The 23,497-nt window shown below is 70.3% G+C and carries 20 protein-coding genes; 8 read left to right on the top strand and 12 right to left on the bottom strand.

From position 1 onward, the window contains the following. Positions 1–219: 219 nt before the first annotated feature. A complete protein-coding gene (locus tag PU630_RS01940) occupies positions 220–1,575 on the bottom strand; it encodes an NAD(P)/FAD-dependent oxidoreductase (RefSeq protein WP_275278675.1) in 1,356 nt (451 codons plus the stop codon). A gap of 115 nt (positions 1,576–1,690) precedes the next feature. Between PU630_RS01940 and PU630_RS01935 the strand changes: the two genes are divergently transcribed. Together PU630_RS01935 and PU630_RS01930 are read left to right on the top strand one after the other, a co-directional pair. Beyond that, positions 1,691–2,155 carry an Lrp/AsnC family transcriptional regulator gene (locus PU630_RS01935; RefSeq protein WP_275278674.1) on the top strand — a complete coding sequence of 155 codons (465 nt, stop codon included), beginning with the start codon at positions 1,691–1,693 and terminating at the stop codon, positions 2,153–2,155. Next, entirely contained in the window at positions 2,152–3,558 is a 1,407-nt protein-coding gene (locus PU630_RS01930; RefSeq protein ID WP_275278673.1) for an aspartate aminotransferase family protein, read from the top strand. Before PU630_RS01935 ends, PU630_RS01930 begins: the two co-directional genes overlap by 4 nt. Before the next feature lie 394 nt (positions 3,559–3,952). Here the strand turns inward: PU630_RS01930 and PU630_RS01925 are convergent, their stop codons facing one another. The 9 genes from PU630_RS01925 to PU630_RS01885 all read right to left on the bottom strand — a co-directional run bounded on the left by PU630_RS01925 (position 3,953) and on the right by PU630_RS01885 (position 15,835). Then, positions 3,953–4,870 carry an NADP-dependent oxidoreductase gene (locus PU630_RS01925; protein WP_275278672.1) on the bottom strand — a complete coding sequence of 306 codons (918 nt, stop codon included), beginning with the start codon at positions 4,868–4,870 and terminating at the stop codon, positions 3,953–3,955. A 344-nt stretch (positions 4,871–5,214) separates the two neighbouring features. After that, positions 5,215–6,855: an amidohydrolase gene (locus PU630_RS01920; protein ID WP_275278671.1), complete on the bottom strand. Its 1,641-nt coding sequence runs from the start codon at positions 6,853–6,855 to the stop codon at positions 5,215–5,217. Next, positions 6,855–8,549: a nickel ABC transporter ATP-binding protein NikE gene (gene nikE, locus PU630_RS01915; RefSeq protein WP_275278670.1), complete on the bottom strand. Its 1,695-nt coding sequence runs from the start codon at positions 8,547–8,549 to the stop codon at positions 6,855–6,857. The genes PU630_RS01920 and nikE overlap by 1 nt, the downstream gene beginning before the upstream one ends. Further along, positions 8,546–9,409, bottom strand: coding sequence for an ABC transporter permease (locus PU630_RS01910; protein WP_275278669.1), 864 nt, complete (start codon positions 9,407–9,409; stop codon positions 8,546–8,548). The genes nikE and PU630_RS01910 overlap by 4 nt, the downstream gene beginning before the upstream one ends. Next, complete coding sequence (locus tag PU630_RS01905) at positions 9,406–10,365, bottom strand: ABC transporter permease (RefSeq protein ID WP_275278668.1); 960 nt, start codon at positions 10,363–10,365, stop codon at positions 9,406–9,408. Before PU630_RS01905 ends, PU630_RS01910 begins: the two co-directional genes overlap by 4 nt. Positions 10,366–10,394: 29 nt before the next feature. After that, the gene (locus PU630_RS01900; protein WP_275278667.1) at positions 10,395–12,020 is read right to left on the bottom strand and encodes an ABC transporter substrate-binding protein; all 1,626 of its coding nucleotides are present in this window, start codon (positions 12,018–12,020) and stop codon (positions 10,395–10,397) included. 55 nt (positions 12,021–12,075) lie between these two features. Further along, positions 12,076–13,725 carry an amidohydrolase gene (locus PU630_RS01895; protein ID WP_275278666.1) on the bottom strand — a complete coding sequence of 550 codons (1,650 nt, stop codon included), beginning with the start codon at positions 13,723–13,725 and terminating at the stop codon, positions 12,076–12,078. Positions 13,726–13,727: 2 nt separating this feature from the next. Continuing rightward, positions 13,728–14,189: a DUF3237 domain-containing protein gene (locus PU630_RS01890; protein WP_275278665.1), complete on the bottom strand. Its 462-nt coding sequence runs from the start codon at positions 14,187–14,189 to the stop codon at positions 13,728–13,730. Beyond that, positions 14,186–15,835, bottom strand: coding sequence for a CocE/NonD family hydrolase (locus tag PU630_RS01885; protein WP_428981972.1), 1,650 nt, complete (start codon positions 15,833–15,835; stop codon positions 14,186–14,188). Before PU630_RS01885 ends, PU630_RS01890 begins: the two co-directional genes overlap by 4 nt. Before the next feature lie 97 nt (positions 15,836–15,932). On the opposite strand from PU630_RS01885, the gene PU630_RS01880 reads away from it, so the two are divergent. From PU630_RS01880 to PU630_RS01860, 5 genes are all read left to right on the top strand, one after another. Then, positions 15,933–16,532 (top strand): TetR/AcrR family transcriptional regulator, encoded by a 600-nt coding sequence (locus PU630_RS01880; RefSeq protein ID WP_275278663.1) that lies wholly within the window; start codon positions 15,933–15,935, stop codon positions 16,530–16,532. 131 nt (positions 16,533–16,663) lie between these two features. Next, positions 16,664–17,026 (top strand): SPW repeat protein, encoded by a 363-nt coding sequence (locus PU630_RS01875; protein WP_275278662.1) that lies wholly within the window; start codon positions 16,664–16,666, stop codon positions 17,024–17,026. Positions 17,027–17,087: 61 nt separating this feature from the next. Further along, complete coding sequence (locus tag PU630_RS01870; protein WP_275278661.1) at positions 17,088–17,672, top strand: TetR/AcrR family transcriptional regulator; 585 nt, start codon at positions 17,088–17,090, stop codon at positions 17,670–17,672. Then, entirely contained in the window at positions 17,669–19,447 is a 1,779-nt protein-coding gene (locus tag PU630_RS01865; RefSeq protein WP_275278660.1) for an MFS transporter, read from the top strand. Before PU630_RS01870 ends, PU630_RS01865 begins: the two co-directional genes overlap by 4 nt. A 55-nt stretch (positions 19,448–19,502) precedes the next feature. Next, the gene (locus PU630_RS01860; RefSeq protein WP_343075859.1) at positions 19,503–19,910 is read left to right on the top strand and encodes a transferase; all 408 of its coding nucleotides are present in this window, start codon (positions 19,503–19,505) and stop codon (positions 19,908–19,910) included. 584 nt (positions 19,911–20,494) lie between these two features. On the opposite strand, the gene PU630_RS01855 is transcribed toward PU630_RS01860, so the two are convergent. Both PU630_RS01855 and PU630_RS01850 read right to left on the bottom strand, forming a co-directional pair. Next, positions 20,495–21,877: an FtsX-like permease family protein gene (locus PU630_RS01855; RefSeq protein WP_275278658.1), complete on the bottom strand. Its 1,383-nt coding sequence runs from the start codon at positions 21,875–21,877 to the stop codon at positions 20,495–20,497. Beyond that, positions 21,874–22,659: an ABC transporter ATP-binding protein gene (locus PU630_RS01850; RefSeq protein ID WP_275278657.1), complete on the bottom strand. Its 786-nt coding sequence runs from the start codon at positions 22,657–22,659 to the stop codon at positions 21,874–21,876. Before PU630_RS01850 ends, PU630_RS01855 begins: the two co-directional genes overlap by 4 nt. Before the next feature lie 104 nt (positions 22,660–22,763). On the opposite strand from PU630_RS01850, the gene PU630_RS01845 reads away from it, so the two are divergent. Further along, the gene (locus PU630_RS01845; RefSeq protein ID WP_275278656.1) at positions 22,764–23,489 is read left to right on the top strand and encodes a LysR substrate-binding domain-containing protein; all 726 of its coding nucleotides are present in this window, start codon (positions 22,764–22,766) and stop codon (positions 23,487–23,489) included. The last annotated feature ends 8 nt before the right edge of the window (positions 23,490–23,497 follow it).

The following is a 23,497-nucleotide window of genomic DNA, read 5'->3' as shown; positions in this document are numbered from 1 at the left end:
CGCTCAGGAGCTCCACCCGACACGTTGTAAATCGGTATTGAACTTCTCGTTCACACACCCGCCCGGGGGAACGCACCTGTGTGAGCGGGAAGTTCAATGCGGTTTCGGGGATGTCCCGCCTCGCGCACGCCCGCACGGTGCGTTCTGTCGTCACACATGACCGTTTTGCACACGAAAACCGGTAATCCGTGACGACCGAACGAGCAGGCGGCGAAGATCTCAGTGCCCCGAGATGAGATCGGCCACCCGCGCAACGGCCGCCGTGCGCGAGCCGCCACGGGCCTCCTGCCGGTCGGCGATGCCGTACGCCGCATAGATCGCGTTCACCGCCAGCCAGCGCAGCGGCTCGAGCTCCCAGCGGCGCGCCTGGTGGCCGACCCACGGCAGCGACACGAGGTCGGTGTCGCGCCCCAGCACGAGGTCGGCCAGCGTCCGCCCGGCGAGGTTCGTCGTCGTCACGCCGGTGCCGACGTAGCCGCCGGCCCAGCCGAGCCCGGTCACCCGGTCGTAGCCGACGGTGGCCGCCCAGTCGCGCGGCACGCCGAGCACCCCCGACCACGTGTGGGCGATCGGCACATCCGCCACGGCGGGAAACGCCGTGTGCAGCAGCCGCGCCAGGCCCGCGATCGTCCGATCTTGCGTGCGGCCGTCGGTGTCGACACGTGAGCCGTAGCGGTACGGGATGCCGCGACCGCCGAACGCGATGCGACCGTCGGCGGTCCGCTGGGCATAGGTGTACACGTGGGCGAGGTCACCCAGGGTGTCGGCGTGCTCCCAGCCGACGGCATCCCACGCCGCTTTCGGCAGCGGATCGGTGACGATCAGCGACGAGTTCATCGGCAGCCAGGTGCGGTGCTCGCCGCGCAGGTTCGCGGTGAACCCCTCCGTCGCGCGAAGAATGTGCCCGGCCCGAACGACACCGTGTGTGGTCTCGACCCGCCCGGGTTCGATGGCCAGCGCCGGCGTGTTCTCGTAGATCACGGCACCGGCCCGCTCGACGGCCTCAGCGAGCCCCCGCACGAGCTTGGCCGGGTGCACGCGGGCGCAGTGCGGGTGCCACACCGACCCGAGCGGGGCGGCGACCCCCACGCGCGCCGCAGTCTCCGCGGGGCCCAGCGTGACGACATCCGCCCCCGGCCACTCCGCCTCGGTCGCGGCGAACGCCCGCAGACGCGCGAGCTGCGCGTCGTTGTAGGCGACGTTGAGCTCACCGCCCCGGGCGATGTCGGCGTCGATGCCCGCGGCATCCGCCACCCGGATCACCTCGTCGACGGCGTCGTTGAGCGCCGCCTGCTGCCGGACGCCGCCGTCGCGCCCGTAGCGCTCGCGCCCGCCGGTGACCGAATTCGTGAGCCACCCGCCGTTGCGCCCCGACGCCCCGAAGCCGGCGAATCGCGCCTCGACGAGCGCGACCCGCACCGAGGGATCGAGCAGGCGCAGGTAGTACGCCGCCCAGAGCCCGGTGAAGCCCGCGCCCACGATGCACACGTCGACGTCGAGATCGCTGCCGAGAGCGGGGCGCGGCTGCGGCAGGCCGATCTGGTTCCACCAGAACGAGACGTCCCCATTGCGCACGCTGACTCCCTTGTCTATGCGATTTCAGTCGCTGACATCGAGTTTACTGTGCGGATTCCCTCTTGAATAGAGCAGATCACCACTGATACCGTCGAGACAAGTAAGGAGACGAAGGATGCCGCAACCCCCGCGCCCGCCGCTGGACGACACGTCGAAGGCGATCATCGAGCAGCTGCAGGCCGATGGCCGTCGCTCGTATGCCGAGATCGGCCGGGCCGTGGGTCTCAGCGAGGCTGCCGTGCGCCAGCGCGTGCAACGCCTGACCGAGAGCGGCGCGATGCAGATCGTCGCCGTGACCGACCCGATGCAGCTGGGCTTCGCTCGCCAAGCGATGATCGGCATCACGGTGTCGGGTGACATCGGCGTGGTCGCCGATGCGCTGTCCGCGCTGCCGAGCGTGAGCTACGTCGTGATGACGGCGGGCTCGTTCGACCTCTTGGTGGAGGTCGTCTGCACCAGCGACGACGAGCTGATCGGCATCCTGAACAACGACATCCGCGGACTTGCCGGCGTCATCTCGACCGAGACGTTCGTCTACCTCAAACTCCACAAACAGCTCTACGACTGGGGGACACGATGACCACCACGAGCACCACGCGCGCCGAACGCACCGAGGCCGAACTGCAGGCGATGGCCCGCGACCATCTCTGGATGCATTTCGCGCGGCAGTCCGTCATGACCGATGGCCCCGGCGTGCCCATCATCACGCGCGGCGAGGGCCATCACATCTGGGACTCGCAGGGCAAGAAGTACATCGACGGGCTCTCCGGACTGTTCGTCGTCAACGCCGGGCACGGTCGGAAGAGACTGGCGGATGCCGCCGCCCGCCAGGCGGAGCAACTCGCGTTCTTCCCGATCTGGTCGTACGCGCACCCGAGCGCGATCGAGTTGGCCGACCGGCTGGCCGACTACGCGCCCGGTGACCTGAACCACGTGTTCTTCTCGACGGGCGGCGGCGAGGCGGTCGAGACCGCGTTCAAGCTGGCCAAGTACTACTGGAAGTTGCAGGGCAAGCCCACCAAGCACAAGGTCATCTCGCGGTTCATCGCCTACCACGGCACACCGCAGGGGGCCCTGGCCATCACCGGGCTGCCCGACATGAAGGCGATGTTCGAACCGGTCACACCCGGCGGCTTCCGCGTGCCGAACACGAACTATTACCGCGCGGAAGAGATGGGTTTCGCGGGCGGCACGCCCGAGCAGTTCGGGCTGTGGGCGGCCAATCGCATCGAGGAGATGATCCAGTTCGAGGGGCCCGACACGGTCGCCGCTGTCTTTCTCGAGCCCGTGCAGAACTCGGGCGGATGCTTCCCGCCGCCGGCCGGATACTTCCAGCGGGTGCGCGAGATCTGCGACAAGTACGACGTGCTGCTCGTCTCCGACGAGGTCATCTGCGCGTTCGGGCGCATCGGCGAATACTTCGCCTGCGACGCCTACGGCTACAAGCCCGACATGATCACATTCGCGAAGGCTGTCACCAGCGGGTATTCGCCGCTGGGCGGAACCATCGTGAGCGACCGGCTGTATGAACCGTTCGCGCACGGCGAGGCATCCTTCCCCCACGGGTACACCTTCGGCGGACACCCCGTCTCGACGGCCGTCGCCCTGGAGAACCTCGACATCTTCGCCGAGGAGGGCCTGCTCGAGAACGTCAAGGCGAACTCGGCGGCGTTCCGCGCGACGCTCGAGAAGCTGCTCGACCTGCCGATCGTGGGCGATGTGCGCGGCGACGGCTACTTCTTCGGCATCGAGCTCGTGAAGGACAAGGCGACGAAAGAGACCTTCGACGACGACGAGGCCGAGCGGCTGCTGCGCGGGTTCCTCTCGAAGGCGCTGTTCGACGCGGGCCTGTACTGCCGCGCCGACGACCGCGGCGACCCCGTGATCCAGCTCGCACCGCCGCTGACGATCGGACAGAGCGAATTCGACGAGATCGAGCAGATCCTGCGGAGCGTGCTGACGGAGGCCTGGACGCGGCTCTGAGGTCGGCGGCCGGCGACGCCGGGTGTGCCGGGCTTGACCGCGCCTGGCGTTCTGTGCGTTGAGCGGGCGCCGCTGGGGCGAGTCGAAATGCACCAGGATGCCGCGGCCCGCCGTGGTCGGCCCCACGAAAACACCTGATCTCGCGAGATCAGGCAGATTCGGCGGCGAAACGTCCTGTTCTCGCCAGAACACCTGATTTCGCGGGAGCGAAATGCGACGGGCCCCGACCGCACGCCACGATCCGCGGGGCGGGATGCCGCGGGTCGCGGGCCGCGTGCCGCGTCAGGCGCGAACGGACGGGCCGGATGCCGCGGGCCGCGCGGGCGGAAGGCGCGGACCGAATGCCGCGTCAGGCGCGAACGGACGGGCCGGATGCCGCGGCCCGCCGGCCTGCTCAGGGAATGAGCACGATCTTGCCCCGTGTGTGCCGGTCGGCGAGCAGCCGGTACGCGTCGCTTACCTCGTCCAGCGAAAACGTCGCGTGGATCGGGATCTCGAGCGAGCCGTCTGCCACCGCCTCGGCGAGCTCGGCGAGCATCGCCGCGTCCGCCGTCGCATGGTGGAGCACGATCTGAGCACCCAACGCCCCGGCCCCGAAGTCGGCGACCGTCGCAATGCGCGAAGGATCCACGCCGAGCTCGACACCGAGCTGCGGGTAGGGTGCGCCGAAGGCATCGAGCAGCACCGTCACCGGGGCGCCGGCAGCCTCGCGGATGCGTGCGGCCAGATCGTCGCCGTGATAGTCGACCGGGAGCACGCCGCGCGACTGCAACCACGCGTGGTTGTCGGGGCTCGCGAGCCCGACCACGGTCGCGCCCGCACGGCGCGCCCACTGCGCGGCGACCGAGCCGACACCGCCTGCCGCGCCCGCGACGACCACGACGTCGCCGGGGACGACGGCCGCGGCATCCACCAGGGCATGCCCGGCGGTCGGAGCGACATACAGCGTTCCGGCGACGTCCCACGGCACGGCCTGCGGCTTCGGCGTGAGCTGCTCGGCCGGCACGGCGACCTGCTCGGCATGGCTCGCGCGCTCGTCGGTGTAGCCGATCACCTCATCGCCCGGCGCGAACGCCGTCACGCCCTCGCCGACCGAGCGCACGACGCCGGCGAAGTCGCTGCCCTCGCCCTCAGGGAAGTGCGCCGGCCACCGCTCCCGCATCGCCCCAGTGCGGATGCCCACCTCGCCCGGATTGATACCCGCCGCGCGTACCGCGACGACGACCTGGCCGGGCCCCGCCTGCGGATCGGCGACGTCGACCACCTTCAGAACGTCTTCGGAACCGTACTCGTCGAACCGCACCGCGCGCATCGCGCATCCTCTCCCGCCGCGGCGGCCCGCGGCATCCGTCCCATCCTGGCACCGGCCGCCGACACCGCCGGCTCCCCCTCGCCGTCCCCTGACAGTGAGAGTGCAGCGGGTGGACGAGAGCGTGGGTGGTTCCCTACCTCTCGGCGACCAGCTGCACTCTCAGCGAGTGGAGGGGGCGGGATGCCGCGATGCGGCGCACACAGAGTGGTCGCTATTGTGCAGTTCGGGGGCGCGAAAGCGCGCAGGAACGACAGTTCTGCGGGCGGCCACATCCCGATCCGGAGCAGAGTGGACGTGATCCCACACGACGCCGCCCCGAGCGTGACATCGCGTCCACCCACGCGTCACGGGGCGGCCGCGAACACCACCTCGCCCGCCACGACAGTGACGGCCGTGCGCACGGAGGCGAGCGCCTCGGTGGGCAGCGCGAACGGGTCGGCCGTCGCGACCGCGACATCCGCTCGCTCCCCCACTTGCAACCGGCCCGAGCGCCCGAGCACCAGCGACGTCGAGCCCGCCGTGTACGCGCCCAATGCCTCGGCCAGCGTCAGCGCCTGGTGCTCGGCATCCAGCGTCGCCGGAGCGCCTGCCGGCAACGACGGCATCCCGGGCGGCGCGGGCGCCCACCGGTTCACCGCAACGTGGATCGCCAGCCACGGGTCGGGCGGCGAGACGGGCCAGTCCGAGCCCATCGCAAGATCGGCTCCCCCGTCGGCGATAGTGCGGAACGGGTAGCCGTGCCCCATTCGGGTATCGCCGACGACGGTCGCCAGGAACGGATCGGGCGACGCCCACAGCCCCTGGATGTTCGCCGTCACACCCAGGGGCCCGAACCGCGCGGCGTCGGTGGCATCGACCATCGACAGGTGCGCTATGTGGTGCCGCGGTCCCGGCCCGTTCTTCACGCGGGCGGTCTCGATGGCATCCAGCGCGACGCGCACGCCGCGGTCGCCCATGATGTGCAGGTGCAGGGCGAAGCCCGCGGCATCCAACGCCACGACGAACGCGCGAATGGCCTCTTCGTCGAAGTGCAGCTCGCCCGCGAACCCATCGGCGTGGGTGCAGTACGGCTCGAGCAGCGCCGCGGTCTCGCCGTGCGGCACGCCGTCGATCATCGCCTTCGCGGTCGCTGTCGCGAAGCCGGCAGCCGCGTTCTGCGCGCGCAACGCGGCGAAGCGCGACACCAGTGCCGGCACATCGGCGGCCGAAAGGCCCGGCGCGATCCACAGCGCACCCGAGGTGTCGCTGCGCAGCTCGCCCGACGCTATCGCGCGCAGGTAGGCGCCGGTGCAGTCGGCCTTGCCGTTGAACTCACCGAGGATCGCCTCATGCCAGCCGGTGATCCCGAGGGTCCAGAGGTGATCCTGCGCGTTCAGCAGCCCGGCATGGATCTCGTCGTCGGTCGCCGGCGGAATGACGCGACCGACGAGTTCGGCGGCGGTCTCGTTCAGGTAGCCGATCGCCTCACCGTCGTCGTCCCGGTAGATGTGCCCGTTGTGCGGGGCGATGGTGTCGCGGTCGATCCCGGCGATCTCCAACGCCCGCGAGTTCACCCACAGGGTGTGATGGCCGGCGTCGCTGAGCGCGACCGGCCGGTCGGGCACTATCTCGTCGAGCTGCCAGCGGGTCGGCGCGGGGAACAGCTCGTGGCTCCAGCCGCCCCCGGTGACCCACTCGGCCGCCGTGCGCTCGGCTCCCGCACGGATCAGTGCGAGAGTCTCGTCCACGCTTGTCGCCGTCGTCAGGTCGATGCTCAGCCGCTCGACGCCTGCGAACGCCGCGTGCACGTGCGCATCGACGAATCCCGGATGGATGAGCCCGCCGGCCGCGTCGACCACCCGGGTCGATGGCCCCTGCAGCGCGACGACGTCGGTGTCGGAACCCACCGCCACGATCCGCCCCTCCGCCATGGCCACCGCGGTGTGCGCGGTGCGCACCCGCCCGTCGAACACGTGGCCGTTCACGATCACGAGGTCTGCGGTCATCAGCGCCTCTCCTTCACTGTGGGGGTGACGCTGGTCACCACGGCGAGCGGCTTGGTCCGCCCGAGACGACGGCGGGTCGGCACCCAGCCCGGTCGCGGGATCGACGCCAGCAGATCGCGCGTGTACTGCGCCTGCGGATCTTCGAGCACGGCGGCGGCCGGCCCCGTTTCTTCGATGCGCCCGCTGCGCATCACCACGACGTGGTCGCACAGCCGGCGCACGACGTTCAGGTCGTGCGAGATCATGAGCAGCGCGACGCCGGTCTCTCGCCGGATGCGGTCGAGGAGCTTCAGGATCTCGACCTGGGTCGTGACATCCAGCGCCGACACGGCCTCGTCGAGTACGAGGATCTCAGGGTCGGCGGCGAGCGCCCGCGCTATCGCGACGCGCTGCCGCTGCCCGCCCGACAACGCCCGCGGGCGCGCATCGGCCAGCGACCGGTCGAGCGTCACCGCGGCGAGCAGCTCGTCGACGCGCGCGGTGACGTCGGCGGTCGACGCGCGCGACCGGTGCACGCGCACCGCCTCGGCCAAGCACGCCCGCACGGTCTGCCGCGGATCGAGCGATTGGTACGGGTCCTGGAACACCATCTGCACGACCCTCGCGCGCCGCCGCCGTTCGCGCTTGCCGCGAGCCGGGGCATCCCACGACTCGCCCTTCACCGTCACCGAACCGCCGTCCGCGCTCTCAAGACCGCAGACGATGCGCGCCGTCGTCGACTTGCCCGACCCCGATTCGCCGACGATCCCGAGCGCGCCGCCGGCGTCGAGCGTGAACCCGACGCCGTCGACGGCGACGAACGCCTCGCGGCCGACACCGGAAGCACCACGCACCTGAAAGGTCTTGTGCAGGTCGCTCACCTGAAGAAGGGGGATGGATGCCGCATCCGCCGCCACCACGGTCAGCGCATCAAGGCCCGACGAGGCCGACAGCAGCGCCCGCGTGTACTCGTCGGTCGCATCCCGAGCGATCGTCGCGGCCGGATGCGTCTCGATCGTGCGGCCGTCCTTCATCACGGCGATCCGGTCGCAGACGGCCTGGGCCAGGGCCAGGTCGTGGGTGATGAACAGCATTGCCAGCTCGCGCTCGCGGCGCAGGTCGGCGAGAACGGCCATCACCTCTTCCTGCGTGGTGACATCCAGCGCGGTGGTGATCTCGTCAGCCAGCAGGATGTGCGGGTCCATCGCGAGCGTCGCAGCGATCATCACGCGCTGCAGCAGACCGCCCGACAGGTCTCCGGGATGCTGGCGCAGCCGGCGATACGGGTCGGTGATGCCGACCTCATCGAGCAGCTCCGCGGCGCGCCGCTCCGCGGCATCCTGCTTCACTCCCGCCACGTGCACGAGTGCCTCGGTCATGAAGTCGCCGACCGTGCGCAGGCGGTTCAGGTGCGCACGCGGAGTCTGGAACACCATGCCGATGCGCCGCGCGCGCACATCGTGCAGAGCCCTGGGCGACATCTGATCGACGTCGATGCCGTCGATGCGAATAGTTCCGCCGACCTCCATGTAGTCGGGAATGAGCCCGACGACCGCCCGCGTCGAGAGGGTCTTGCCCGACCCGGACTCGCCGACCAGACCCACCGCTTCGCCATCGGCGACGGTCAGCGTGCAGTCGTGCACGAGGGTGCGGATCTCGCCGCCGACGGCGGCGTCCACGCGCACGGCATCGAGTTCGAGAACAGGGACGCTCATCGGTCTTTCCCTTCGGCCCAGACGGTCATGCGGGCACCGACGACGTTCACGGCCAACACGGTGATCACGATGAGCGCCGCCGGGAACAGCGATTGCTCCGGCGACCCGGAGATGATCGACGGCTGGCCGGCGGAGATCATCACGCCCCAGTCGGCAGTGGGCGGCTGCTGCCCCAGGCCCAGGTAGGAGATCGCCGCCAGATCGAGCATCGAATACCCGAATCCAACGGTTGCCTGTGCGAGGAGCGTCGGCAGCAGCGCGGGGATGAGGTGACGCCAGAAGATCGCGAACCCGCCGAGACCCTGGATGCGCAGCGCGGCGATGTACGGCTTGCCGAGCTCGGTCATCGCCGCCGCCCGCATGAGTCGCGCGAGGATCGGCATGTAGGCGATCGACAGCGCCACGATGGGGGCGACCACGCCCTTGCCGAACATCGCGACCGCCAGCACCGCCATGACCAGACCCGGAATGGCGAAGACGACGTCGATGACCCGTGCCAGCAACCCGTCGACCCAGCCACGGAACCACGCCGCGAGGATCGATACCACCAGTCCCAGCGCGCTCGAGATCAGCACGATGAAGACCGGGGCGAACAGGCTGACCCGTCCGCCCGCGAGGATGCGGGAGAGGATGTCGCGACCCAGGTCGTCGGTGCCGAACGGGTGGCTGAGCGTGGGGTGCCCGCCCGCGGGTCCGACGAACAGCTGGTTCGGGTCGTACGGGGCGAGGATCGGTCCGACGACCGCGATGACGACCAGGATCGCCAGCACGACGAGCGCGACGACGACAAGCGGGTCACGGCGCGACGCCCGGCGCGCGGCTTGCGACACCCTGCCGCCGGAGAGCTGCGCGACGCTCATGCATTCCTCCCGGACGTGAGGCTGTCGGGGTCGATCAGCGCATTGACGGTGTCGGCGATGGCGTTGAGGATCACGAAGATCGCGACCAGCAGCAGCGAGATGATCTGCACGACGGGCAGGTCCTTTCGAGCGGCGGCTTCAGTCAGCAACGACCCGAGGCCGTTGATGCCGAACGCCTGCTCGGCGATCGCCGATGTGGCGAACAGCCCCGCGATCGTGGCGCCCGATACCGCGAGGATCTGCGGCGATGCGTTCAGGAACACGTGCGAGCGGAAGATGCGGGAGCGAGGGATGCCGCGGACCCGCGCCGTGTCGACATGCTCTGAGCTGAGCTCGCCGACGAGGGAGGCCCGTGTGATGCGGCTGATGTAGGCGATGTAGACCACGGCCAGCGAGATCGCCGGCAGCGTCAAGTGGTGTATCTGGTCGAGAAGACCCGTGCCGCCCCCGTACACCGGGAACCAGCCGAGCATCTTCGCGAAGATCCAGATGAGCAGGATCGCCATGACGAACGTCGGCAGCGCCATGCCGATCGAGGTCGACAGCAGCACGGCCCGGTCGGCCTTGGGGCCGCGGGTGGCGGCGAGGATCCCCGAACCGATGCCGAAGACCGCGATGAGGATGACGGCGAAGATCACGAGCGTGAGCGTGACGCCGATCCGGGGCCCGATGAGTTCGCCGACCGGCGTCTTGTACACGAACGACTCTCCGAGATTGCCGGTGAGCACGCCGCCGAGCCAGTCGATGTACCGCAGCCAGATCGGGTCGTCGAGACGGAACTGCTCGCGGATGGCCGCGATCATCTCCGGCGTCGGCCGCTTGCCTCCGGCCAGCGTGGCCACCGGATCGCCCGGCGTCAGCAGCAGCGCCGAGAAGATGACGATGCTCGACAGAAAGAGGGTCAGCAGCAGCCCGCCGAGCTTTGCGAGCAGACTGACCAGCGCTCGTCCTCTCATTGATCCCTCTCCCTGCCGCGCATCTCAGATCACTTCCCGCCGAGCTTGGCCGCCCACGGCGTCGAGTACGACGCCACGGATGTGACCGCCCCGGTCAGCCGGTTGTTCAGGAACGTGGTGTGGTAGGCACCGGCAAGCGTCACCTGCAGCATGTCAGGGGCGAAGATCTCCTGCGCCTTCACATAGGACTCGGCCGCCGCCTGCGGGTCGGTCGCCGTTCGTGCCGACTGAATGAGCTGGGTCACCTCGGGCTTGTCATAGCCCGTCCAGTTGAAGATGCCGCCCTGCTCGGGGGGCAGCACGAACAGCTGCGGGTAGGTGAGCACCCCGGGCGTCTCGGTGTAGCCGACCGTCGAAATGAGGTCGAGGTCGCCGCGGGCATCCTTGTCGACGAAGATCGCCGAGAAGTCGGCCGCCTGCAGCTCCTCGATCTTCACTGTCAGGCCGATCTGCTGCGCGGCCGACTGGACGATCGCCGCCGTCTGCGACAGTTCCTTGCTGCCCGCCGGGATGCCGAGGTTGATCGGCTGCGAGGTGTCTTCGCCCGATTCCTCGACGAGCTTCTTGGCGGCCTCGAGGTCGACCTTCGGCTCGGGCAGCGCGTCGTACGCCTTCTGGTACGTGTCGGCGGCCGGCGATCCCGACCACGAGAACGGCGCCACGAAGGTGCTCTGCACGTACCCCAGCCCGTGCAGCACGGTCTGGATGTACTGCTGACGGTCGATGGCCAGGTTCAGTGCCTGACGGATCTTGATGTTCGCCCCGAGGCCCGTGTCACGGACCGGACCGAACGAGAACGACGACGTGGACGGGCCGAGGTAGAGCTTGCCGTCCTTCGCCGATTCGAACGTGGCCCGGCTCGACGGCGCCACGTTGTACGCCCCGTCCACGTCGCCGGACAGCAGCGCGTTGGTCATCGTCGCACCGTCGGAGATGAACTGATAGGTGAGCGTCTTGACCTTCGGTGCGCCGTCCCAGTAGTCCTCGTTCGCCGTCGTGACGATGTCTTGGCCCGGCGTCCACTTGTCGAGCTTGTACGGACCCGCGCACATCACACCGCCCGCGGCGGTGCCCAGCGCCTTGCCCGCCTTCTCGCTGAACGCCTTCTCGAGCACGGCACCTGAGCCGCCGGTCATGGCGTCACGGAACGTGGAGTCGGGTGCGGTGAAGCTGACGGTCACCTGGTTGTCGCCGGTGATGCTGATCGACTTCACGAAGACGAACGCGCCGTAGAAGGCGTCGGTGACGTCCTTCCAGTGTCGCGTCAGGCTGTAGACGACGTCCTCGGGCGTGACCGGGTTGCCGTCCCAGAACTTCACGCCGTCGCGCAGGTCGATCTGGAACGTGACCGGGTTCACCCAGTCGGCCTTCTCGGCGATGCCCGGCGCCGCGGTGAAGTCGCCGTTGAGTGTGAGCAGGCTCGTGCACAGGTTCGGCGATACGAAGTTGTAGTCCTGGCCCGGGATGAGCGAGAGCGGCTCGCCCTCGACGAGGCCCCAGGTGACGCTGTCGACGTCTTTCGTCGCCGCCGGCAGCGCGGTCACGAGCGCGTCGGTGTCGACCGGTTTCGCCGTGTCGCCGTCGGTGCCGCCGTCGGACGTGCAGCCGCTGAGTACGAGCGCGAGGGCGCCTGCCGCGGCCACTGCCGCGGTCATGGTGCTAACTCTCATTTCGGGTCCTTTCGATTCGCCGTTGAATGTCGATGGAGGGTCAGGGGTGGTCGTAGACGGTCTGGCCGCCCACACGGGTGTGCCGCACACCGATACCGTGCAGCTCGCGGGGGTCGACGGCGAACGGGTCGGCGTCGAGCACGGCGAGATCGGCTGCGTTGCCGGTGGTGAGCGATCCGGAGAGGGATGCCCGCCCGCACGCGCGTGCAGAGCCCGCGGTGTACGCCGACAGGGCTGTGGCAAGGTCGAGCGCCTGCTCGGGGTTCATGCGTGCGTCGGGCGCCGCCCCGGGCTCGGCCCGATTGACGCCGACGTGGATCGCTGCGAGCGGGTCGGCCGATGACACCGGCCAGTCCGATCCTGCGCACAGCGCCGCACCGGCGTCGCGCAGCTCGCGGAAGGGATAGTGCCGGGCGACGAGCTCGCGCGCGACGAACGGGAACGTGAGCTGCTCGAGCTGCTCGTCGAGCCCGCCCCAGAGCATCTGCAGATTGGCCGTCGCGCCCAGCTCGGCGAACCGCCGCACGTCCGCGCTCCGCACCATCTGCAGGTGCGCGAGCTGATGGCGGGCCGCGCGAGGCCCGTTCGCGGCGCGGGCGGCCGCGATGGCGTCGAGCGCCACGGTGACGGCGCGGTCACCGAGCGCGTGGAAGTGCACGTGAAAGCCTGCGGCGTCGAGCGCCGTCACGGCATCGGCCAGCGCGTCAGGTGCGACGAAGGTGAGGCCACGGTTGTCGGTGGCGTGCCCACAGCGGTCGAGGTAGGGCGCGGAGAGGGCGGCCGTGAAGTCTTCGGCGACGCCGTCGACCATGATCTTGACGGTGTCGGCCTGCAGAATGTCGGGGCGCCCGACGTCCGCGGCGCGCTCCCGGCGCCGCACGAGGTCGTCGAGCTGGTCGAGGCCGCGGTCGCGCTGCCACCAGAGCGCGGCGGTGACGCGCATGCGCAGGGTTCCGGCATCCACCCCGTCCAGGTACGCGTCGAGCACGTCGTCGATGCCGGCGGTGTTTCCGACCCACGCGTCCTGCCAGCCGACGATGCCGAGTGCGAAGAATTCCTGCTGCGCGCGGTCGAGGGCGCGCAGCGCGGTGGCCCGGTCGATGCTCGGCAGCACCGGGTCGAGCAGGCTCGCGGCACCCTCGTGCAGGGTGCCCGCGGGCGTGCCGTCGCTCTCGCGCTCGATGCGCCCGTCGGCGGGGTCGGGCGTGGTCGCGTCGACGCCGGCCAGGCGCAGGGCGAGCGAGTTCGCCCAGGTGCCGTGGTGGTCGCGGTTGCTCAGGGCGACCGGCCGGTCGGGCACCACCGCGTCGAGCAGCTGACGCGTCGGCGTGCCGCCGGCGAAGTGCGACATCGTCCATCCCCCGCCGCGGATCCACTCCTCGCCGGGGTGCGCGGCGGCGTAGGCCGCGACGCGTGCGACGGCGTCGTCGGCGTCGGTTGCCGCGGTCAGGTCGCACTGCAGCAGTTCGAGGCCGCCCACCACGGGGTGCGCGTGGGCGTCATGGAAGCCGGGCAGCACGAGCCCGCCGCGCAGGTCCACGATCTCGGCGGCACCCGCGTCGCGCAGCTCGTCGTCAGGTGCGACCGCGGCGATGCGGCCGTCGCGCACGCCGATCCCGACCGGGCGCGAGGTCTCCCACCCCGCGGTGAAGGCGGACCCGCCGATGAAGATGGTGTCGAAGGCGGCCATGGTCACTTCACCAGGAAGACCCGGACGCACACATGGCCGTCCTCGTCGCGGGCGAGCCCCACGAACTGGTGCTCGGCGAGCCAGCGATGGGCGGCGGCATCCGTCTGGAAGACCGGTGCCGTGCGGAAGTAGTACTCCGTCTCGGGCACGTTCTCGCCCGCCTCGACGCGGCCGACCACCTCTTGCGACGCGCGGTAGTAGCCGCGGTTGAGCACGTCGATGTAGGCGCCGTCGTCGGCCTGCACGACGTAGCGCGCCTCCAGCTGCGCGGTGCGGCTGCGCTCGACGGCCCAGTCGCCGCCGCCGGCGACGATCCTTCCGTTCAGCAGTGGACCCTCGACGGTGCCGCCGGTGACCGGAGTGAACGTGAGCTCTTCGTCGGTGCTGCGGCCGATGCGCAGGAACGGACCGATGTCGGCACGGATCTCGAACGCGAATTCGAGCTGCGGGTCGGGCAGGGTCATTCTTCCTCCAGAATGCTCAGGCGGATGCGCAGCCCGTCGGGCCCGCCCACGGTGAGGTGCTCGGTGTTGGGCGTGGTCTCGGTCGCGCCCCACGGATCTTCGCCCGTGCCGGGCAGCGGGATGAACTCGGGCGCATCGCTGGCCGAAACGTGCACGCGCAGAGCGTGACCGGCCCTCAGTCGGTAGCCGAGCTGCCCCAGGTCGATCTCCACAGCGGTCTCGGCTGTGGCATCCACCACATGCACCTGCCCGCGCGCGATGCGCAGTGCGGTGCCGTCGGGGGCAAGGTCGAGGAGGCGCACGAAGACGTCCATGACCGGCCCGTCGCTGTGCACGGTGGCGGTGGCCCGCACAGGCCCGACGAGGTCGACGTCATGCTCGACCGGCGCGGAGGTGAACGCGAGCACGTCGTCGCGCTCTGCCAGCGGCGCCTCGTCGGGCCGGAACAGCAGGAACGCGAACGCGTTCTCGACGCTCGAGGGCACGGGGTCGTCGGGGTCGTGCGTCCAGGTGACGTCGGCCGCGGCATCCATCCCCTCCGCCGCCCCGCCTGTCGTCAGCGCGCCGTCGGGCGTCGCCGCGTACTGGACCTCGCGCACGCCCGCCGGCGGCCAGCTCTCGCTCGTGCGCATGCCCTCGGTGCCGGCGAGGTTCCAGGCCACGCGCGGGATGTCGCGGGCGCTGCCGTTGCCGCGCACGAACACCTCGAAGAATGCGAGCGTCGGGTCGAGCATGCGCGGCAGCTCGGAGCGGATCTGCTCTACCGGGCGATCTTCGACCAGCTGTTCGGGGCCGTCGAGCAGGGAGAACGCCTCGTGGTCCATCGGCTCGATGCGCAGGAAGTGGTTCTGGTCCCACGCGGGACGCTTCTGGATCTCGGCGACGTCGGCCCAGGAGAGGGGCGCGCAGTTGTCCCACCAGCCGATCGTGTGCAGCACCGGCACGGCGGGGCCGTCGAACGGGCTTCCCTGACGGAAGCGCCGCAGCCGCACCACGTGCGGGTACCACTGGTCGTACGAGATCGAGCGCGCGCCGACCGTGGCCAGGAACTCCTCGACCTGTGCGGCGTAGGGGCGCCGGGTCCAGTCCATCTCCCAGAAGTACGCGTCCGCGGAGTGGAAGTACGTGAGCGCGTACAGGTACGTGATGCCCATCTCGACCGTGTCGCCGCGAGCCGGTTCGCCGAGCTGCGTGCCCGTGACGCGCGGCGAGATCGCCTTCAGCGCAGGATGGTGGGTGGATGCCGCGGCCCACTGCGCGAAGCCGTAGTAGCTGTCGCCCCACATCGCGACGCGGCCGTTCGACCAGCGCTGCCGGGTGATCCACTCGATGGTGTCGTAGCCGTCGTCGGCCTCGTTCACGAGGAGGAGCGCCTCGCCCTCGGAGCGGAACTTGCCGCGCACGTCCTGCGCCACGACGCGGTAGCCGCGGCCCATGAAGTACTCCGCGATGAGCGGGATGAACGTGTAGGCGCCGCCCTTGTCGTAGGGCAGGCGGATCAGGATCGTGTCGCCGGGAGCGTCATCGCCGCCGGGGAGGTATACGTCGGTCGCGAGGCGCACCCCGTCGCGCATCCGCACGAATTCCTCGACGGCGAGGGCGCTCGGTTCGGCCGGGCCGATCCGGATGAACTCGGTCACTGTCATCCCTTCGTTGGGGTGGTTGTTCCCGATACGCTAGAGCGCCTGGTAGTTTCTAGTCAAGCCCGACTAATAACAATTTCGACAGACCTGAGGAGGATCCGTGGCCCGCCCCTCCGTCGCCGCCGAGCGACGCGTCCAGATCGCCGAGGCGACGATCCGCTGCATCGGCGCCCACGGATACGCCGGCACAACGCTCGACCTGGTCGCAGAAGAGGCGGGAATGGCCCGCGGCCACGTGCGCCACTTCGCGGGAAACCGCGACGAGATGCTCGTCGCGGCAGCTTGGTACCTGTACTTCAGCGACTTTCCCAGCGGCGACGACGATGCCGCTCCGACTGGCGGATCATTCCTGCCCACCGAGGTGCACGACGTCGAGACAGCGCTCGACTACCTGTTCGGTGACTTCGGGACGCCCGGTCTGGAGAACACAGCCGCCCTGGCGTTCGTCGAGGCGGGTCGCATGAACCCCGACATCCACCGCATCGTCGCGAAGGCATACGAGAGCATGCACGATGAGGTCGCGGCAGTGCTGGCCGCGGCATCCCCCTCCGTCGATGCCGCCGAATGCGCACGCGTCGCCGCCGGCGTCGTCTCGATCGCACTCGGCAACGTCTTCATGAACGACATCGAGGTGACGCCGGCACGCAACGCCGCGGCCCGCGCGACCGCCGAGCTGCTCATCAGCACGCTCGGGGGCTGAGCGACGGCGGGCGGGACGGGATGCCGCGACCGACGGCATCCCCATTACTGACCGACCGGTCAATCAGGGGCGTATAGTGGACGCTGACCCCCGATTCGGGAGCCATCTGACCACTGAGGAGGATGAGTTCAATGAAGAGGTGGACACGCTGGCAAGACTGGGTGGCCGTGGCCGCAGGCCTGTACGCCGCTCTCGCGAGCATCTGGACGACGCCCCGCACGGGCACGTCGATGTCGCTGATGATCGTCTTCGGCGTCCTGATGATCGCCGCCGGGCTCTGGAGCCTGACAGCCCCCGGCATGGTGTCGATGGAATGGATCGTCGCCCTGTTCGGCGCGCTGCTGTTCGTCTCGCCGTGGATGGGCGTCTACATGCACAGCATGGGCCCGGCCTGGACCTCGTGGATCTGCGGCGGCGTCGGCGTCGTCGCAGGCCTGTGGGCGCTGGCTCCGGCCGAGAAGATGCACCACCAGGCACATCCGGCACACGCCTGACGAAGGAACCCAGGGGCGGCGGGAAACTGTCGCCCCTGCCCATCGGTCGAAGGAGTCCGAGATGCAAGAGACGGCAGACCCGGCCAGGACGAGGATTCTGAATGCCGCGGCAACCCTGTTCGCCGAGCACGGTTTCGACGGCACGTCCACCGCGCGCATCGCGCGCGCGGCGGAGGTGCCCAAGGGTCTGCTGTTCTACTACTTCGCCACCAAGCCCGAGATCCTCACGGCCCTCATCGACGAGCGCCTCGGCGCGCACACGCTCGACCCCGCGCCGCTGACGGTCGCCGGCGACCCGTTGCAGACGCTCGTCAACGTCGCCGACGGCGTGCGCCGCGACCGCGAAGGGTCCCACGTGCTGCGCGAGATCATCTGGCACGAAAGCCACACCCGACCCGAGGTGCTCGGCGCGCTGACCCGCTATCGGCATGCGCTGCACGACACGATCGCGCGGGCACTGACCGCGAGCCTGCCTGCACCCGTCAACGATGACGCGGTGCGGGCGGCCGCGTTCGCGTGGGCCGCGACCATCACGGCCCGTCCGCTCGAGGCGTCCGACACGATCGCGCGACTGCATGCATCCGACACCCTGCGCGCCATAGCGCGGCTGCTCGTGGCGGGCATCCAGGCGCCGGTGCGCGCATGAGCGTGCGTGACACCCGCCCGACGCTCCCCCGCCGTGCGACGCTCAGCACGCGCGCGGCCGCCCGCGCCCGACGCGCCGCCGTGCGCACGGCGAGCCCGCACTACCGCTGGATCGCCCTGTCGAACACGACGCTGGGCGTGCTGATGGCATCGATCAACGCATCCATTCTGCTGATCGCCCTGCCCGACATCTTCCGCGGCATCGGCGTGAACCCGCTCGAGCCCGGCAACACGAGTCTCATGCTCTGGCTGATCATGGGCTACATGGTCGTCACGGCCGTGCTCGTGGTCAGCTTCGGCCGGCTCGGCGACATGTACGGCCGCGTGCGCATGTACAACGCCGGGTTCGCGATCTTCACCATCTTCTCGATCCTGCTGGCGGTGACCTGGATGCACGGCACCGCGGGCGCGCTCTGGATGATCGTCATGCGCATCCTGCAGGGCGTGGGGGGCGCGATGCTGTTCGCGAACTCGAACGCCATCATCACTGACGCGTTCCCCGTGCACCAGCGCGGCCTCGCGCTGGGCCTCAACCAGGTGGCCGGTATCGCCGGCTCGTTCATCGGCCTCATCATCGGCGGCATCCTCGGGCCGATCGACTGGCGGCTCGTGTTCCTCGTCTCGGTGCCCGTCGGCCTCATCGGCACGGTCTGGGCGTACGTCAGCCTGCATGACACCGGCGTGCGCCGTCGCGCCCGCATGGACTGGTGGGGCAACATCACGTTCGCGGTCGGACTCGTCGCCCTCCTGGTCGGCATCACCTACGGCATCCAGCCCTACGGCACGCACACGATGGGGTGGGAGAACCCCTCAGTACTCGCGGCGATGGGCGGCGGCATCCTTGTCCTCCTCATCTTCTGCGTCATCGAGACCCGCGTGGCAGAGCCGATGTTCCACCTCGCGCTGTTCCGCATCCGCGCGTTCACGGCCGGCAACCTCGCGTCGCTGCTGAGCTCGCTCGGCCGCGGCGGACTCATGTTCGTGCTCATCATCTGGCTGCAGGGCATCTGGCTGCCGCAGCACGGCTACGATTTCGCGTCCACGCCGCTGTGGGCGGGCATCTACATGCTGCCGCTCACGGTCGGATTCCTCATCGCGGGCCCGGTCTCGGGCTGGCTGTCAGACCGCTTCGGCGCGCGGGCGTTCGCGACGGGCGGGATGCTGGTGGCCGCGGCATCCTTCGTCTGGCTCCTTCTGCTGCCCGTGGATTTCACCTACCTTCCGTTCGCGTCGGCGCTGCTGCTCAACGGCATCGGCATGGGCGTGTTCGCCTCGCCCAACCGCGCCGGAATCATGAACAGCCTGCCGCCCGGCGAGCGCGGCGTGGGCGCGGGCATGAGCACGGTGTTCCAGAACGCGGCGATGGTGCTGTCGATCGGCATCTTCTTCTCGCTCATGATCACCGGGCTCGCCCACTCGCTGCCCGGGGCGCTGCAATCGGGACTCGTCGCGCACGGGGTGCCCGCCGCGGCCGCCGCGAAGGTCGCCGCACTGCCGCCGGTGAGCGTGCTGTTCGCCTCGCTGCTGGGCTACAACCCCGTGCAGACGCTGCTCGGGCCCGCCGTGATCTCGCAGCTGCCGGCATCCAGCGCCGCGTATCTGACCGGGCGCGGCTTCTTTCCCTCGTTGATCTCGGGGCCGTTTGCCGACGGGCTCACCGTCGCGTTCGCGTTCGCCATCGTCGCGTGCCTGGTGGCGGCCGTCGCGTCGGCCCTGCGTGGCGGAAAGTACGCATACTCCGAGCCGATTTCGTCTTCTGCGCCGGGAATGGAATGATTTGTTACAGGGTTATTCCAAGAAAGTGGCATCATGGATGCCGCAGGAGGACACCGTGGGTAAGAACTACGTCGACATCGAGAACGACCAGGGCGAGACGCTGCGCTACCGCAAGCACGCCAACGGCCGTGGCCTGATCGCGCACGGCGCGAAGGTACACCCCAGCGCCGTCGTCGAAGCGGGGGCGTATGTCGAACCCAGGGCGCACATCGCGGCCGGTGCCCACATCGGTCGCGGCGCCTGGATCGAAGAGGACGCGGTCATCGGCCCCGACGTCTTCATCGCCCCGCACGCACACATCGGCCCGCACGCCTCGGTCGGCGCCAAGGCCAAGATCGGTGTGCGCACGCACATCGGTGACCACGCCGCCGTCGCGACCGGATCGCTGATCGGCGATGACGAGGTCATCGACGACGGCGCGCACATCGCCACCGACCGGCGCGGCTTTCACCTAGCCGCGTAGGGCCCGCGGCGGCTCGCGCCGGCGCGGCCGGATGCCGAGCGAGCCGAGTGCATCCGCGCGCTGAGCGAGCCGAGTGCCACCCGGGCGCCGAGCGAGCCGAGTGCCGTTCATTGAGCCGGGGCCGCCACCCCACACGCCCGCCCTCGCCCGAGGCGAGGAGATCTGCCGAAGCGAGGGCCTTTTCGCGCGATTCGACCCTCGCCTCGTCCATTCCCCTCGCCCGAGGCGAGGAGGCTCGGATGCCGCGCCCCGCGACCCCACACCGCGGCCCGCGAGCCCGCACGGGGGCGGGTCTCGCACGCGCACGGCTGCTGGGTCGCGCACTGCGGCTGGGTCTCGCACGGCGGCGGGGTCGCGCACCACACCCTCTCAAAACCGCAGTGAACTTCCGGTTCACACAGACCCCACGAGCTGTGTGAGCCGGAAGTTCAATACGTCTGGAGGATGGCTCGCTCCTGGGCGCGGCGAGCCCGGCGCCACGGAAGGAATCCCGGCGCGCGCCGGCATGGCGAGCCCCCTACACCGCGCGGCGCGGCGAGCCCGGCGCCACAGCATGAGTCCCCGCGCGCCGGCACGGCGAGCCCCTACGCCCCGCGGCGCACCGCGGTCAACAACGGACGCACCGCCGCCAGCGCAACCAGCACGAGCGCGAAGCCGAGCGCGAACGCCCCGGCCACGATCACCAGCGAGATCGGGGCGACGAACAGCGCGATCCCCACCAGCGGCAGGCTCAGCACGAACCCGACCGCGACGCCGCCCAGCGCTGCCCAGCGCAGCGGCACGAGCACCGTCATCCGGCGCGCGCGGCGCAGCTGCACCTCGGGCATGCCGAGCCGGTCGAGCCCGACGATGAGCTCGCGGTCTTCGAGCACCGACGCGGCCTGGGTGACACCGACCGAGCACGCCAGCAACAGGAATCCCGCCACCAGCGTCACCATGACCCCCGTGCGGATATCGGCGAACATCGGCCCCGCCTGATCGCCGGCCAGATCGGCGATCGACACGCCCGCCCCGCCGACAACGGCGATGAACGAGATCATCGCGATCGCCGAGACACGCCGCCAGGCGGTCGCGGCGTGCGCAGCCAGCTCGCGCCCGGCGATCAGATGCGCGGCCGTCTTCGACTTCTTCGCCATCGCCCGCCCGCGCGCTGCCACCAGCGGCGCGCCGATCAGGTTGATGACGAGCATCGCCCCGCCGAACAGCGCCAGCAGCACGCCGATCGCGGCGACCGGGCCAAGCAGCTGCCCGAGCGCGTTGACGTTCGCGACGACCAGCACCATGAGCGCCACGGCGACGATCCCGATCACGATGAGCGCGGTGCGCCGAGGTGCCGCGTCGGTGCGCTGCCGCACGCCGAGGGGTGTCAGCCGCACTTTGCGCAGACCAACCGCGGCGCTCACCGTCGCCAGCAGCGTGAGCGCGGCGACGACGAGCACGACGATGCCCCAACCGGTCCACACCGCGCCGGCGCCAATCGGTCCGCCGAAGAACGGCAGCAGACCCACCAACGGAAGCACCGCACCGTACAGTCCGACGCCGATGACCGCACCCGCCAGCGCGGTCGCGGCGGCCTCGAGCACCGTCGTCGCCGACACCTCGGCACTCGAGGCACCCAGCAGCCGCAGCGTCGCGAGCCGGTCGTTGCGGCGCCTGCTCGACAGTCGCGCGGCCGCGGCACCGAGGGTCGCAACCGGCACCGCCAGGAGGATCAGCGCGAGCAGGCTCAGCTGCCCGTAGAGAAAGCCGAACTCCGAGTCACTCGTCACACGCGGATCGGTCAGGAACATCTTCGTGCCGCCCACCACCGCCAGCAGCAACGCGGTCGTGACCGCGAACGCCACGACCGGCAGCACGAGCGCCGCGCGTCCCTGCCGCGTGGGGCGCGCGAGCAGCGCCGTCAGCGTGAGCACACGTCGCACCGGCCCGTTCCGGCGGGACGTGGATGCCGCGGCCACGGCGCTCATCGCGACGCCTCACTGTTCTGCGGCGCGACGAAGGCGGGGGTGGATGCCGCGGGCACCGCCGCCGCAACCGGTGCCGGCGCGGCGGTCGCGGCATCCACCCCCTCTTCCGTCAGATGTCCGTCACGCATGCGCAGCGCGCGGTCGCAGCGGGCGGCGACCCCGGCATCGTGGGTGACGACGACGAGACTGCGGCCCTGCCCGGTCGTGGCGTGTAGCAACGCGGTCATGACCTCGTCGGACGTGTGCGAGTCGAGGGCGCCGGTCGGCTCATCGGCGAACACCACGGGGGCGCCGGCGACCTGGGCGCGGGCGATGGCGACGCGCTGCGCCTGCCCGCCGGAGAGCTGGCCGATGCGGCGGTCTTCCATGCCGGCAAGACCGAGAGCTGCCAGCCACGCGGCGGCGCGCTGATCGGCGTCGCGGCGCGGCATTCCGAGCACGAGCAGCGGCAGCGCGGCGTTCTCGAGGGCGGTCAGCTCGGGCAGCAGCAGATGCTCCTGGAACACGAAGCCGACATGCTCGCGGCGCACGGCCGACCGCTGCGACTCGGTCATGCCGACCAGTTCGAGCGGCGGGCCGGTCGGGTCGACGAAGAGGCTGATGGATCCGGCATCCACCGCCGACACGGCCGCGAGCGCGTGCAGCAGCGTGGTCTTGCCGGAGCCGGAGGCCCCCATGATGGCGACGGACTCGCCCCGGCCGATCGTGACCGAGACGCCGTCGAGCGCTATGAGGTCGCCGTAACGCTGGGTGAGACGGGTGGCAGTGAGGACGGGAGTCATGCTTCCAGCCTCATCCCCGGATCGCGCGGTGTCGTCCGTCCGCGGGTGTATCCGGGTCGTCCGGCAGGATGATGTGCGCCCCGCGGCGCGCTAGGTTGAACGGTATGGCGAGAGGGCGATCAGGCAGCGGGCGCGCGCCGCGGCGAGCGCCGCGGCCGGCGGGGCAGAAGCCCGGGGGCAAGGCCGCGCCCAAGCCCGCACCCAAGAAGAAGCCCGCACCTTCCCCCTCACCGGCACCGCCACCCGCAGGCCCCTTCCGCCTGGCCGCCGTCGAGGGCGCGACCCCCGGCAAGTGGATCCGCATCTGGGAAGAGCGGATGCCGCGCTACCCGCTCGAACTCGTTCCGGTGCCGTTCACGGATCAGCGTGAGGCCCTGGCCGGCGCCGACGCTGCGCTCGTGCGGCTGCCGATCGACAGCGACGGGCTGCACGTGATCGCGCTGTACGACGAGGTGCCCGTCGTGGTCGTCTCCGTCGACTCCGAGCTGACGGCGGCCGACGAGCTCGAGGTCTCGGACCTCGACGGCGAGGTGCTCATCACTCCGGCCGACGACGTGCTGCGCTTCGCGTCTCCCGGCACGACAGCGCCCGTCTTCGACGCGCCCGAGACGACAGAGGATGCCGTGGCCACCGTCGCCGCGGGCGTCGGGGTGCTCGTCGTGCCGATGTCGCTGGCGCGGCTGCACCACCGCAAGGACGTCACCTACCGCCCGCTGCGCGGCGGCCCCGTCTCGACGGTCGCTCTGGCGTGGGACGCGGACCGCACCACCGAGCTCGTCGACGCGTTCGTGGGCATCGTGCGCGGCCGCACCGCGAACTCGTCGCGGTGAGGGCCACC

It is taken from the genome of Microbacterium horticulturae (genome assembly GCF_029094505.1).
GTDB lineage: Bacteria > Actinomycetota > Actinomycetes > Actinomycetales > Microbacteriaceae > Microbacterium > Microbacterium horticulturae.
Note: the sequence above shows the minus strand (reverse complement) of the source record. Positions and strands in the feature narration are given on the sequence as shown.